This window comes from Kangiella sp. M94 (assembly GCF_054926195.1).
Window position 1 is genome coordinate 1214805 of sequence record NZ_CM142903.1, and the last position, 14022, is coordinate 1228826.

The following is a 14022-nucleotide window of genomic DNA, read 5'->3' on the forward strand; positions in this document are numbered from 1 at the left end:
ATGTTAGTGAAAGTACAGCATGAAGACTTTGACCTGAGTTTGGTGAGCGATTATTTCAAGCAATGCGGCTCTGAAATTGGTGCGGTCGTTACCTTCACCGGTCTGGTTAGAGACTTTCAGCATCAGTCTGATGATGATGAGCGTGTTGAAGCCTTAACCCTGGAACATTATCCCGGTATGACCGAATCGGTTTTAACTCAGTTGGCTGAGGATGCTAGCTCGCGATGGAGTCTCAACGAGGTGGTTATTATTCATCGTGTCGGCACTTTATATCCCGGCGACAATATCGTTTTAGTGGCCACCGCTAGCGCGCACCGTCAAGATGCATTCAATGGCTGCCAATTCATTATGGATACTTTAAAAACCACGGCGCCGTTCTGGAAAAAAGAAGAAACAGATCAGGGTGCTCGCTGGGTTGAGGCGAAACAAAGCGATCAAAGTGAAGTGGACAAGTGGCTTACCGAAAGTGCTAAAGAGTGCTAAAGATCAGAAGGCGAATTGATATTCGCCAGTTTGTCCGCTTGATCTGAGCAATCTATCCGACTTGGATTCTGCAACTTCACCCACTGCTGCGCCCTCCTATTCCCATTCTTTAAATAACCAAACAACGAGTCTTTCAGTTGACTGCTTAGCAAGCAGTGTAATGGTTGCAGATTTTCGCCAATGCTGAGGCAGCTGATCAACGCTGATGAGTTCTGATAATTGGCCAGCAACTCTTGCAGCATAGCCTGGTTAATCTGTGGCGTGTCGCATGGCAGGATAAGCCAAGTTTCAGCCTGGTAAGTGTCCAGCGCTGAAAGGATGCCGAGCAGAGGCCCTGCAAATGGTTCTATGGCTTCATAACTTTTATCGCTAACCAGATGCTCGCTGTATTTCCTGTACTGATCAAAGTTGCGATTGCAACTGATCACCAACTGATTAACATCCGACATGGGCAACTCTTCAATCAGGTGCTCTATCATCGGTTTGCCGTGATAATCAATCAGCGCTTTATCTTCGCCGCCCATACGCGAGGATTTACCGCCTGCGAGTAATAGCACATTCAGCCTGACTTTTTGAGTATGGTTATTGGTCATGGGCGGTCATTTCCTTTAGGCCTTAATCGAAACGGCTTTAATTTGCGCGATAACACTCTGGCCTTCGCGAATCTTTAACTCGGCTACCGATTTTTTGGTGATTAAAGAGAATAATCTTTGCTGGCCTAGCTTTAATTGCAATAACTTGCTGGTACTTGAGTAATCGATTATCTGTTCGATGGTGACTTCAAGCAAATTCAAAATACTGCTGTCGGTTACTTTGCTCAGACTGATGGAAACATCTTTGGCATAAACGATGATTTTCATTGGCTCATTCATGGCTAGGGCGTGCGGAATATACAAGTCCTGATGCTCACAACTTAAGCGACAGAGACCGTACACTTGTTCCCGATCTCTGGTTGGTTCTATATGACCTACCAACACCGAGCATAGCTGCTCAGCAGGTAGAGACTGGTTGTTGTAATTAGAACAATATTCTTCCAGCGGGAAGCAGCCCGTAACCACGCCATCTTTGACCGGTAAGACATGGTCGGCTAATTTCAAAAGTTCTTCATAAGCATGGGTCACATAAATAATCGGCACATTAAACAGTTTAGGGATTTGCACCAAGTAGCTGATGATGGATTGCCGAGCCTGATCATCGAGCGCCGATAAAGGCTCATCCATTAATAGCAGTTTGGGGTACGATAAAAGCGCTTGAGCGATAGCGCAGCGTTGCTTTTGTCCTCCCGACAATGTCGAGGGTTTCTTGTTTAAGAATTTAGCCAGACCTAATGCTGTGATCACTTCGTTAAAAGAGTAGGCGCGTGGCACCCTTCCCCCTCTTCGCTTGTAACCATATTCAAGGTTTTGCTTAACGGTTAAATGAGCAAACAATTCAGGCTGTTGCGCAACATAGGCGACGTGTCTTTGATAAGGCTCCACAAAGACAGATGTTTGACTGCTTAACAAGATCATATCGTCGAGTTGCATGGAGCCCTGAGGCCGCTCGAAGCCAGCGATTGACCGTAGAAGAAGACTCTTGCCGCTACCACTCGGCCCCCAGACCACGGTAATGCCCTGTAAGGATATGCGCTGTCTGGCAGTGACCAGAAAACCGGTTTTCTGCAACTTAAAGTCGAGGGCCAATTCACTCATGCTTCAGCCCTCTTGCGATGATTTAAGCGGTATGAAACCAACATCAGTAACACAGAAATAATCACAATAATGATGGCGAGCTTATGCGCTTCTGCGTAATTCAGCATTTCAACCTGCTCATAGATGGCAACGGAGGCCACTTTAGTTTCGCCCGGAATGCTGCCGCCGATCATTAAGATAACGCCAAACTCACCCATGGTATGGGCAAAGCCTAAAATTGAAGCGGTAATAAAACTATTACGGCATAAAGGAGCCACTACTGAGAAAAAAGTATCCAGTGGTTTTGCACCAAGGCTATAAGCCGTTTCAATGGGTTTGCGCCCGAGCGCTTCGAAAGCATTATGTAGGGGCTGAACAACGAAGGGTAAGGAGTAAATAATTGAGCCAATCACCAGGCCGCTAAAACTAAACAAGAGATTGCCAATGCCCAAGGCTTCGGTTAACTGACCGACCCAACCATCAGGAGATAGCAAGATCAGCAAATAAAAACCGATAACGGTTGGCGGCAGCACCAATGGTAAAGCAACAATAACGGAAACAATGTGCTTGAGCCAGCCTGTGCTTTGCGATAATTTCCAGGCGATTGGCGTTCCAATTAACAGCAGGAAAATCGTGGTGACGAAAGCCAGTTTGAGCGATAAAAGAATTGGCTGCCAATCAATGATAAAGAAGTCCATAGACGAATCTAACTTAACAATCTTTTATGTGAGTATAGCCCATTTCGCTTATCAGTGATTGAATTTCATCAGACAAGATATAGCGATACAGACGTTGTGCGCTTTGCTGTTTGTTGCTGGATTGTAACACCGCCATGTTCTGTTTAATCGGAGCGTACAGCTCTTTTGGCACTAACCATACGTATCCTGTGTCAGCATCATGGACATTGGAGTAAGCAACGAAACTACCATCGACCACTTTATGCATGGCATATTGATAAGCTGCTACCACATTTTGACCGTAGATAATCTTTGCTGAAAAGTCAGTCGAGCCATGACTAAGCGTTGATTCAGCAGCTTTACCATAAGGCGCAAGATTGGGCTTTGCTATGGCAATTTTTTTGAGCTGGCTCAGCTCCTGAAGCTCGGTGATTCGGTGCTGCTGAGAATAAAAGGCTAACTGACCACAGGTATAAAGTTGCGATTGCATTGCTAGCTTGTTATCTAATAAAGCATCGACTCGTTCTTCATCAGCCGATAGAAACACATCAAAAGGTGCGCCATTGATTGCCTGCGCATAGAGTTGCCCAGTTGAGCCTGAGTGTAAGACAACTGTAATGCCGGTTTCGGCTTCATAGCGTTCTGCAATATGCTGCATGGGTTTTAAGAAATTCGCAGGGACGGCAACACTGATCGATTCCGCCTGTGCAACAGACAGGCTGAGCAACAACACAATGGCAAATAGTCTACGCATCTAGCCACCGGTCATATTCATAAAACGCAGGATTTGCACATCACCGTTATTACTGAAGTGATGTTCTTTTGGCTTGAGTTTGATCGCTTCAATAATTCGCTCTTTGAGTAACTCTGTTTGATTGGGGTAACGACGCACAATCGCTCTTAAGTCCAGGGAGTCTTCATTACCCAGACATAGCAAAAGCTGCCCCTCTGCGGTCAGACGAATACGATTACAGCTACCGCAGAAATTATTGCTGTGCGGGGAAATAAAACCAATATTGCTGCGATGACCCTGTATCGAAAAATAGCGTGAAGGACCTCCGGTATTCAGAGTTGAAGGCAGTAGTTCATGGTGTGCTTTGATAATGGCTTTTACGTCTTCGCTTGAGCAGAAGGTTTTTGCACGATCATGCGAGGAAATATGACCTAAGGGCATTTCTTCGATGAAGCTGATATCCAGATCATTGTCCAACACATAATCCAATAGTGCTGGTATCTGCTGATCATTCTGCCCTTTCATGATGACAGCGTTGAGCTTAATTTTTTCGAAGCCAGCATCTTTGGCTGCTTGAATGCCTTCCAGCACTTTATCTAACGTTCCGGTGCGGGTGACTGAATGAAACTGTTTTTCATCCAGCGTATCAAGACTGATGTTCAAGCTGCGAACACCGCTTTGATATAGCGGCCTGGCCAACTTGGTTAGCATTGAACCATTGGTCGTGATGGCCAGATTGTTTAAGCCATCCAACTGACCCAAACTCGATGTAAGTTTGATGATGTCGTGGCGAACCAATGGCTCGCCACCGGTTAAACGTATTTTGTTGACGCCAAGTTCAGTAAATGCCTGGCTGATTTGTGTCAGCTCTTCATAACAGAGTAACCTTTGTTTGGGCAAAAAAGTCATGTCTTCAGCCATGCAATAAACACATCTGAAGTTACAGCGATCAGTTACCGACAGTCGTAGATAGGTGATTTGACGGCCAAAGGGATCGATTAACTTTGTTTGCTCACTCATAAGGTTACTTCTTCTGTTATTGACCAAAGAAAATGTTGTCTTGTTCGAGCTTTAGTTCCAAGCCTTCAATTGTAGAGTCTTCTACCAGCTGATACAGATAATCGCTGACCGCCTGGCGATGACGACGTAGATTCAGGTAATCATGAATCTTTTCGCTGACCATAGAATACTCAAGCTGTTTACCAGCAATCTTTTTGTTGATAAACACGATATGGTAGCCATAGCGGCTTTCAATCGGTTTGTCATAGATGCCTTCATCAAGCGGGAATAATTGACGTTCGAACTCAGGAACGGTTTGCCCTTTGCTGATTTGCCCGAGCGAGCCGCTGGTTTTATTAGAAGGACATTCCGAATACTCAATCACCATGTCAGTGAATAGTGAACTGTTTTCGAGAAGCTTATTAATTAACTTTTCAGCCAATGTTTTCTTCTGAATACGTCCCTCGATATCATCAGGAGCAACAGCCAGTAAAATATGACTGACTTCCATAATGGGCGCGGTCATAAACTTAGGTTTGTTCTGCTCATAATATCGCTGGCAGTCTTCATCAGACACTTGCTTAAAATTAATATTATTCTCAATCAAATCTTCAAAAGCCTGCTCTTCATTGTCTATCTTTTTCGCGCGATCTTTTATCTGCTGCTTAAGCAGTTGGCGAATGACTAAAGCCTGACCTGCTTTTTGAATCGCTGATTCAGCATCATTGGCAGGATGGTACTGAAGCTCTTCAGACAAAAGCTTTTCATCAATAACCTCACCATTGACTGAGATGACTGGTATCTCGAAAGGAGTCTGTTGATCCTTCTTGGTGGGTTTGTAAGTTGCCGCTGTTGACATATAAATCTCCTACCGAATAACTTTTAACGTAACCGTTTGCTGTTTGTAAGCAGGAGATGTAACTCCCCTGCTCCACTGTTTATCGCTGTCTAACGACCTGATATTTTCGTCCAAAGTACCAGATGGGCATGCTGATAATATGAACCAGACGCGTGAACGGAAATACCAGGATCATGGTCATGCCGACAAACACATGCAGTTTGTAGATGATATGAACGTTAGCAATGTAAGCCGCTGCTTCGAAACCCTGGAAGGTAACGATGGATTGTGCCCAGTTCGCCAGTTGTACCATTACTGAGCCATCCATATGTTGGCTTGAAACAGCAATGGTTAGCAGCCCTAAGAGCAACTGAACCAATAACAGGAACAGAATGAAAATGTCAGACTTACTGCTATTCGCTCTAACCCGGTCATTGGTTAAGCGACGGTGAATTAACATAACCAAACCAATCAGGCAGATAATGCCAAAGAAGCCACCGGAAACCATTGCCAGAAGTTGTTTATCCGCGGTACTGATGAAATAGTGATAAATGGCTTCGGGCAGAAGCAAACCGACAAAATGCCCCAGCAGAATAAAGATCACACCAACATGGAAGAAAATACTGGCTATCCGCATCCCTTTATTGCTGAGCATTTGGCTGGAATGTGCCTTCCAGGTGTACGGCTCGCGATCGAAACGGATCCAGCAGCCTACAATGCATATAGCTAATGCAATGTAAGGATAGATCCCAAAAAGTAACGTGTTGAAATTTGACATAACTATACTCCTGGACCTAACGTTGTATTGAGTCTGATTTGTTCTTAACTGAGGCTTCATGCCAATTGATCGGCACTTCTTTATTGGCGCTCAATTGTGGTGCCGGACGATTAGATGGGCACGACTGTCCATCAATCGGATCATCAAAACGAATCTCCTTGTCTTCCCACTCTTTATCAATCGCTTCTAAAGTGTCCTCGGGTTGCTCTTTGGCTACCGTTTCCTGAATTTCTTTGCGATCCACTTGTGCGCCAGAAATGATCAGTAAACTTCTGAACAAAATTGAAAACGCTGATTCGCGCTTTTCAAGTCGTTCTTCAAGTAGAGCAAAAATGTGAGCAACGTCAGCCAGCCATTCGCGTGCATAGAGTTCTTCTTGTTCTGATAAGAACTCCAGGAACAAAGGGATGTAATCAGGCATTTGACGAGAGTCGAGCTCAAAGCCTTTGGATTTATACATTTCCAAAAGATCGACCATGGCCTGACCGCGATCGCGTGATTCGCCATGAACATGCTCGAAAATCAAAAGCGAGACATAACGTCCACGTTCGAACAAACCATCGTAGTTGGCTTGTAAATCATAGATGTCGCTAGCTCTTTGCTGTTCAATTAAAGCAACGATTCTTTCGCGTACTTCGGGTGGCAGATGCCTGGTTGAAGCGGTCGCCTCAACCAGTGCATCCGAGTTATCCAGTAAGCTTTGGGTTGGGTAGTCCAATAAGCGAGATATAACTTTTAGAATCTTCATTGGTCATTCTCCCAGATTTGTACGGTTTTAATGATGTCACGCTGGGTGATTTTCTTAGCACCAAACATGTTGACGTCGTTATTACCGGAACTACAGCCGTTGCCAAAACTAAAGCCACAACCATTACGCTCTTCGTAGGCCTCTGGAATATTTAACTCGCGGTGGCCAGTTGGAATCACGAAGCGATCTTCGTAGTTAGCAATGGCCAGATAGCGATACATTTCTTCAACCTGTTTTTTGGTAAGAGAAACATCTTCCAGTACATCCAGATCCTCAACACCTTCTACCTGTTGCGAACGCTTGTATGCACGCATAGCCAAGAGACGTTTAAGGGCAAGAATCACTGGCTTTTCATCACCTGCTGTTAACAAGTTAGCCAGATATTTAACCGGGATACGCAAAGATTCCACATCAGGAATCACACCCGATTTACCGACATAACCAATATGACCCGCTTCGGCAGCAGACTGAATGGGGCTCAAGGATGGTACATACCAAACCATAGGCAAGGTTCTGTATTCTGGGTGTAATGGCAGCGCCAATTTCCACTCAACCGCCATTTTGTAAACTGGCGATGCCTGCGCAGCTTTAATCACAGAATCAGCGACACCATCTTTACGCGCTTGCTTGATGACTTCTGGATCATTCGGGTCAAGGAATATTTCCAGCTGCTTTTGATAGAGATCAGTTTCAGAAGCGGTTGATGCAACTTCTTCAATCTTATCCGCGTCATACAGCAGGACACCCAGATAACGGATGCGGCCGACACAGGTTTCCGAACATACCGTTGGCATGCCTGCTTCAATCCGTGGGTAACAGAAAATACATTTTTCTGATTTGCCGGTCTTCCAGTTGTAGTAAATTTTCTTATAGGGACAGCCGCTGATACACATCCTCCAGCCGCGACATTTTTCCTGGTCTATCAGAACAATGCCGTCTTCTTCACGCTTATAGATAGCGCCAGAAGGACAGGAAGCGACACAAGTCGGATTCAGGCAGTGCTCACACAGACGTGGCAAATACATCATGAATGTATTTTCATATTGGCCGTAAATTTCTTTCTGGATGTTATCGAAATTTTTATCTTTACTGCGTTTTTCAAACTCAGTACCAAGAATTTCTTCCCAGTTTGGTCCCCATTCAATTTTCTCCATTCGCTTGCCGGAAATTAGCGAGCGTGGCCTTGCTGTTGGCTGATGCTCAGACTCTTTAGCGGTATGCAAATGTTGATAATCGAAATCAAATGGCTCGTAGTAGTCATCAATTTCCGGTAAATCAGGATTAGCAAATATATTAGCTAAAATTCGGAACTTGCCACCAATTTTAGGGCGGATGCTGCCGTTGGCTTTACGCACCCAACCGCCATTCCATTTGTCCTGGTTTTCCCACTCTTTCGGATAGCCAATGCCCGGCTTGGTTTCAACATTGTTAAACCAGGCATACTCCATCCCTTCGCGAGAAGTCCAAACATTTTTACAGGTTATCGAACAGGTATGGCAACCAATACACTTATCAAGATTAAGGACCATACCCACTTGTGCACGAATTTTCATTACTGGCTCCTATACTTCATCAGGTAGTGGTTGAGGATGAACATCGCCGTCCGGCCCATCGAGCCAGTCAACCTTGTCCATTTTTCTAACGACAACAAACTCATCACGGTTACAACCGACAGTGCCGTAATAGTTGAAGCCATAGGATTGTTGTGCATAACCACCAATCATGTGAGTTGGCTTTAAGACAACACGAGTTACTGAGTTGTGGTGGCCACCGCGTGTGCCGGTCATTTCAGAACCAGGCACATTCACGATGCGCTCCTGAGCGTGGTACATCATCACCATGCCTTGTTTGACCCTTTGGCTAACCACGGCACGACAAGCAATGGCACCATTGGCATTGAACACTTCAACCCAATCGTTGTCTTCAATTCCAGCTTCGGTTGCATCAAGCTCGCTCAACCAGATGATTGGACCGCCACGAGACAAAGTCAGCATCAGCAGGTTGTCAGAGTAAGTACTGTGAATGCCCCACTTTTGGTGTGGTGTAATCCAGTTAAGAACAATCTCTTTATTGCCATTTGGCTTCTTGTCTTTCACGTATTCAATGGTTTTAGTATTGATAGGTGGACGATACGAAACCATTTGCTCACCAAAAGCCTGCATCCAGATATGATCCTGATAGAACTGTTGACGACCGGTGATGGTTCTCCATGGAATAAACTCATGGACATTGGTGTAGCCAGCGTTATAACTGACATGCTCATCTTCCAGTCCTGACCAGGTTGGTGACGAAATAATCTTACGTGGCTGTGCCTGGATATCACGGAAGCGAATTTTCTCTTCGTGTTTTGGCAATGCTAAATGAGTATGGTCCAGACCAGTGAACTCGCCTAACGCCGCCCAGGCTTTAACCGCAACATTACCGTTTGTTTCTGGAGCTAGAGATAGCACCACTTCAGCAGCATCAATCGCAGTTTCGATTTGCGGCTGACCTTCGCTGACACCTTCGTCAAGAACGGTGTGGTTTAATTGACGCAGGAACTCAACTTCTTCATCAGTGTTCCAGCCAATACCTTTACCGCCATTGCCAAGTTTTTCGAGCAAGGGTCCTAGCGATGTAAACTTCTTGTAGACGTTTGGATAATCACGTTCAACCACCATCATATTCGGCGCTGTTTTGCCGGGGATAAGTTCGCACTCGCCCTTCTTCCAGTCTTTAACATCAGACTGAGCCAACTCGCCTGCGGTATCGTGCAGAATCGGTACTGTGACCAAATCTTTTTCGATGCCAAGCTCGCCTTCGGCGACTTCAGAGAACTTCTTAGCAATGCCTTTGTAAATATCCCAATCAGAGCGAGCTTCCCAGGCTGGGTCAACTGCTGTTGATAATGGATGAATAAAGGGGTGCATATCTGAAGTATTCAAATCGTCTTTTTCATACCAACAAGCGGTTGGCAAAACGATGTCTGAATAGAGACAGGTCGATGACATTCTGAAATCAAGAGTGACCACAAGATCCAGTTTTCCTTTAGGACCCTCTTCAACCCAGTCGGCCTCTTCAGGTTTAAAGCCACCACGAGTTCCCAGGTCTTCATTCATTAAGCCGTTTTTAGTGCCTAATAAATAGTTGAGCATGTACTCATGGCCTTTGCCCGAAGAACCTAATAGATTGGAACGCCATACAAACAGATTGCGTGGGAAGTTTTTAGGATCATCAGGAGCTTCGCTGGCAAAACGCAAGTTGCCATTTTTCAACTCTTGTACCACATAGTCTTTTGGATCCATGCCCGCAGCTTCCGCATCACGGGTGATCTGCAATGGATTACGATCCAGTTGCGGTGCAGATGGCAACCAGCCCATACGCTCAGCTTTAATGTTGTAGTCCAACATATGTTCAGGGTATTGAGACTTATCAGCCAATGGCGATAAAACTTCGTGGATGCTGACTTTTTCATGACGCCATTGCGAACTGTGGTTATAGAAGAACGACGTTGAGTTCATTTGACGTGGTGGACGACTCCAGTCGAGACCAAAGGCCAGCGGCAACCAGCCTGTTTGTGGGCGTAGTTTTTCCTGACCTACATAGTGCGCCCAGCCACCGCCTGATTGACCAACGCAGCCACACATCATCAGCATGTTAATCAAGCCACGATAGTTCATATCCATGTGATACCAGTGATTCATTGCCGCACCGACAATAATCATGGCCTTGCCTTTTGTTTTATGAGCCGTGTCAGCAAACTCACGCGCAATACGAATCACTTTGTCGCGCTTAACGCCGGTAATTTTTTCTTGCCACGCCGGAGTAAATGGAATGTCATCGTCAAAACTGGAAGCAACGTTTTCGCCACCTAACCCACGGTCGATACCATAGTTGGCAATCATCAAGTCATAGACAGTGGCAACTTTAACGGTTCTGCCATCGGCCAGGGTAATGGTTTTGCAAGGTACGTTACGGTTGAGAACATCGTTATGTTCGCAAGAGACCCAGTGTTGATTGGTTTTATCAGAAGCAAAATGAGGGAAAGACACCGACGCAACATCATTGCCAATCAGCGATAATTGAAGCTTGACGTTTTTACCTTCCTTACCTTCTTTATCTTGAATGTTCCATTTGCCCTTCTCGCCCCAGCGATAACCGATAGAGCCGAGCGGAGAAACCAATTCATCGGTGTTCTCATCATAAGCAATGGTTTTCCATTCAGGATTGTTGTCCTGGCCTAAACTGTCAACCAGATCAGATGCGCGCAGGAATTTACCTGCTGTGTAGCCACCCTTTTCATAATCGTCTAGTACAACCAGCATTGGCATGTCAGTGTAGCGACGAACATAATCAATAAAGTATTCGCTTGGGTTTTCCAAGTGGAATTCTTTCAAGATGACATGACCAAATGCCATGCCTAAAGCAGCGTCAGTACCCTGCTTCGGATTGAGCCATTCATCGGTTAGCTTGGACACTTCTGCATAGTCAGGAGTAATAGAAACTGTCTTGGCACCTTTGTAGCGAACCTCTGTAAAGAAGTGCGCATCCGGTGTCCGTGTTTGTGGCACGTTAGAGCCCCATGCAATGATATAGTTGGAGTTATACCAGTCAGCAGATTCAGGTACGTCAGTTTGCTCACCCCAGGTCATTGGCGATGCTGGAGGAAGGTCACAGTACCAATCATAGAAGCTCATACAGACGCCACCAATCAAAGATAAGTAACGCGAGCCTGCAGCGTAAGAGACCATCGACATTGCTGGAATGGGTGAGAAGCCAACGATACGGTCAGGACCATATTGTTTTGCCGTATAAACATTAGAAGCGGCGATAATTTCATTAACTTCGTCCCAGCTTGAACGAATGAAACCACCCAGTCCGCGTTTTGTTTTATAGCTGTTGGCTTTTTCAGGATCTTCAACAATTGACCGCCAGGCTTCAACAGGAGATCTCGTCAATCGTGCTTCACGCCAGAGTTTCAATAACGGTTTACGAACCTTGGGATACTTAAGGCGGTTGGCGCTGTAAAGGTACCAGGAATAGCTGGCACCACGCGGGCAACCGCGAGGTTCGTGATTAGGAAGATCAGGGCGCGTTCTAGGGTAATCAGTTTGCTGAGTTTCCCAGGTCACCAAGCCATTCTTCACATAAATTTTCCAGCTGCATGAACCGGTGCAGTTAACGCCATGCGTTGAGCGAACAATTTTGTCATGCTGCCAACGTTGTCGATAGCTGTTTTCCCAAGCGCGGCTTTCGTTGGTCACTTCGCCGTGACCATTGGAAAACTCGCTCTGTTTTTTCTTGAAAAACTGTAAGCGATCAAGGAATTGACTCATATTACTCTCCCATCTGATCTGTTATTTAAAGTCATATAATTTGTCATAGTTAAAATGGTCATAATTAAATTCTTCACTACCAATTAAGGGTTATAAAACTCACCGCTTTTTCTCAGGTAAAACCACCAGTTAATGAATAAGCAGACTGCATAAAATATGGCAAAACCAATCAGTGCATATTCTGGTGTGGTGGCTTGAATCTGCTCACCGAAGACTTTAGGAATATAGAAAGCACCGTAAGCTGCAACCGCAGAGGTCCAGCCAAGCACTGGGCCAGCCTGCTCTTTCGGAAATACCATAGCGATGGTACGGAAGGTTGAACCATTACCAATACCTGTTGCTGCAAACAGGATTAGGAACAGAATAAAGAACGGAATAAAGAACTCTTCAGGGCTGGCAGAACCATAGGCTGCTTTCATGTAATAGGCCACGCCAAGTGCACTGGCGACCATGATCAGCGAACAAATTTGAGTGACTAAGGCGCCCCCCACTTTGTCAGAAATCCAACCACCTACTGGACGAATCAAAGCACCAATGAAAGGTCCCATCCAGGCATACATTAATGCACTAGGGCCGTTAGTATTAATCGTATCGTGGGTCATGACACCATCGACCATGATATGGCTGTAACCAAAGATAACTTTAATAGCCAGTGGAAATGCTGCTGCAAAACCAATGAAGGAACCAAAAGTCATGGTGTAAATAACACTCATCACCCAGGTATGTTTATTATTGAAAATTTTGTATTGGCGGTTAAGACTGGTGCGGATCTGCCCCGGTAATGCTTTGAGTAAAAACACCGTCGCAGCAATAACCAATACCAGAACAATTTCTTTAGGAACACCAAAACCAGAACCATTAGCGCTTTCAGGTAGCATCAACCATAAACCGGCGGTTGCTGTTATAAAACCAATCAGTAACATGAAAGTGATTTTGCCAAAAGCCGACATAGGATTACCGATGTCCGGTGATACTTCTTGCGTCTTAATGTTGTTCATACCGAACCAGCCAGCAAAGGCCAGTGGCACAAGCAATAATAGCCACACAAAGCCGGCATTTTGAATCCAGGTTTCTGAGCCCGCTTCAATTTTGCCAATCAGAGTTCCGCTTGAACTGACTAAGGTCATTGGATCGCCGCCCATGGCTCCAAATGCTCCGAAGGTCATAAAGAGAGGAACCAGAATTTGCATTGAGGTGACACCAAAGTTGCCCAGTCCAGCATTTAAACCCAAGGCTAAACCTTGCTGTTTTTTCGGGAAGAAAAAGCTGATGTTAGACATTGAGGAAGCAAAGTTACCGCCACCCAAGCCTGATAACAAAGCCAGTAGCTGGAACATCCACAGTGGCGTGTCTTTATCCTGTAGCGCAATACCGGTTCCTACTGCTGGAATCATCAATAATGCAGTGGTAAAGAAGATAGTATTACGACCACCGCACAGGCGGATAAAGAAGCTACTGGGGATGCGTAAAGTCGCGCCCGTTAAGCCAGAAATAGCCATCAGAGTGAATAACTCTGACTTTTCAAAAGGGAAGCCAAGGTTCAACATTTGAACCGTGATAATTCCCCAATATAGCCAGACTGCAAAACCGCACAGTAGACTTGGGATTGAAATCCAAAGGTTTCGGTTAGCAACCTTCTTACCTTCGGACTCCCAAAACTTAGGATCTTCTACATCCCATTTTTTTAAGTCAGCCATTGTTCTCTCCAATTAGTACTCGTTAAATTCGTTATCAACCTATGCCTTGTTGCCAAGGCATACTTTTTTCGGTGGTTTGCTTTG

At 45.3% G+C, this 14022-nt stretch carries 12 protein-coding genes; 1 reads left to right on the forward strand and 11 read right to left on the reverse strand.

Going from position 1 to position 14022, the window contains the following annotated elements; genetic code table 11:
• Entirely contained in the window at positions 1-483 is a 483-nt protein-coding gene (gene moaE, locus ACYTXU_RS05530) for a molybdopterin synthase catalytic subunit MoaE (RefSeq protein WP_462208980.1), read from the forward strand.
• Here the strand turns inward: moaE and mobA are convergent.
• The 11 genes from mobA to ACYTXU_RS05585 all read right to left on the reverse strand — a co-directional run bounded on the left by mobA (position 480) and on the right by ACYTXU_RS05585 (position 13938).
• The gene (gene mobA, locus ACYTXU_RS05535; protein WP_462208982.1) at positions 480-1076 is read right to left on the reverse strand and encodes a molybdenum cofactor guanylyltransferase MobA; all 597 of its coding nucleotides are present in this window, start codon (positions 1074-1076) and stop codon (positions 480-482) included. The two genes, moaE and mobA, sit on opposite strands and share 4 nt — an antisense overlap.
• 15 nt (positions 1077-1091) lie before the next feature.
• Complete coding sequence (modC, locus tag ACYTXU_RS05540) at positions 1092-2174, reverse strand: molybdenum ABC transporter ATP-binding protein (protein WP_462208983.1); 1083 nt, start codon at positions 2172-2174, stop codon at positions 1092-1094.
• Complete coding sequence (gene modB, locus ACYTXU_RS05545) at positions 2171-2851, reverse strand: molybdate ABC transporter permease subunit (RefSeq protein WP_462208984.1); 681 nt, start codon at positions 2849-2851, stop codon at positions 2171-2173. The genes modC and modB overlap by 4 nt, the downstream gene beginning before the upstream one ends.
• Before the next feature lie 13 nt (positions 2852-2864).
• Positions 2865-3584 (reverse strand): molybdate ABC transporter substrate-binding protein, encoded by a 720-nt coding sequence (gene modA / locus ACYTXU_RS05550; protein ID WP_462208986.1) that lies wholly within the window; start codon positions 3582-3584, stop codon positions 2865-2867.
• Positions 3585-4583, reverse strand: a complete 999-nt coding sequence (gene moaA / locus ACYTXU_RS05555; RefSeq protein ID WP_462208988.1) for a GTP 3',8-cyclase MoaA — start codon at positions 4581-4583, stop codon at positions 3585-3587.
• Positions 4584-4599: 16 nt separating this feature from the next.
• Complete coding sequence (locus ACYTXU_RS05560) at positions 4600-5421, reverse strand: peptidylprolyl isomerase (RefSeq protein ID WP_462208989.1); 822 nt, start codon at positions 5419-5421, stop codon at positions 4600-4602.
• Positions 5422-5500: 79 nt separating this feature from the next.
• Positions 5501-6178, reverse strand: coding sequence for a respiratory nitrate reductase subunit gamma (gene narI, locus ACYTXU_RS05565; protein WP_462208991.1), 678 nt, complete (start codon positions 6176-6178; stop codon positions 5501-5503).
• Between the two features lie 16 nt (positions 6179-6194).
• Positions 6195-6926: a nitrate reductase molybdenum cofactor assembly chaperone gene (narJ, locus tag ACYTXU_RS05570; protein ID WP_462208993.1), complete on the reverse strand. Its 732-nt coding sequence runs from the start codon at positions 6924-6926 to the stop codon at positions 6195-6197.
• Positions 6923-8479, reverse strand: a complete 1557-nt coding sequence (gene narH, locus ACYTXU_RS05575; protein ID WP_462208994.1) for a nitrate reductase subunit beta — start codon at positions 8477-8479, stop codon at positions 6923-6925. Before narH ends, narJ begins: the two co-directional genes overlap by 4 nt.
• Before the next feature lie 9 nt (positions 8480-8488).
• A complete protein-coding gene (locus tag ACYTXU_RS05580; RefSeq protein ID WP_462208996.1) occupies positions 8489-12241 on the reverse strand; it encodes a nitrate reductase subunit alpha in 3753 nt (1250 codons plus the stop codon).
• Positions 12242-12324: 83 nt separating this feature from the next.
• Entirely contained in the window at positions 12325-13938 is a 1614-nt protein-coding gene (locus tag ACYTXU_RS05585) for an MFS transporter (protein WP_462208998.1), read from the reverse strand.
• Positions 13939-14022 lie beyond the last annotated feature (84 nt).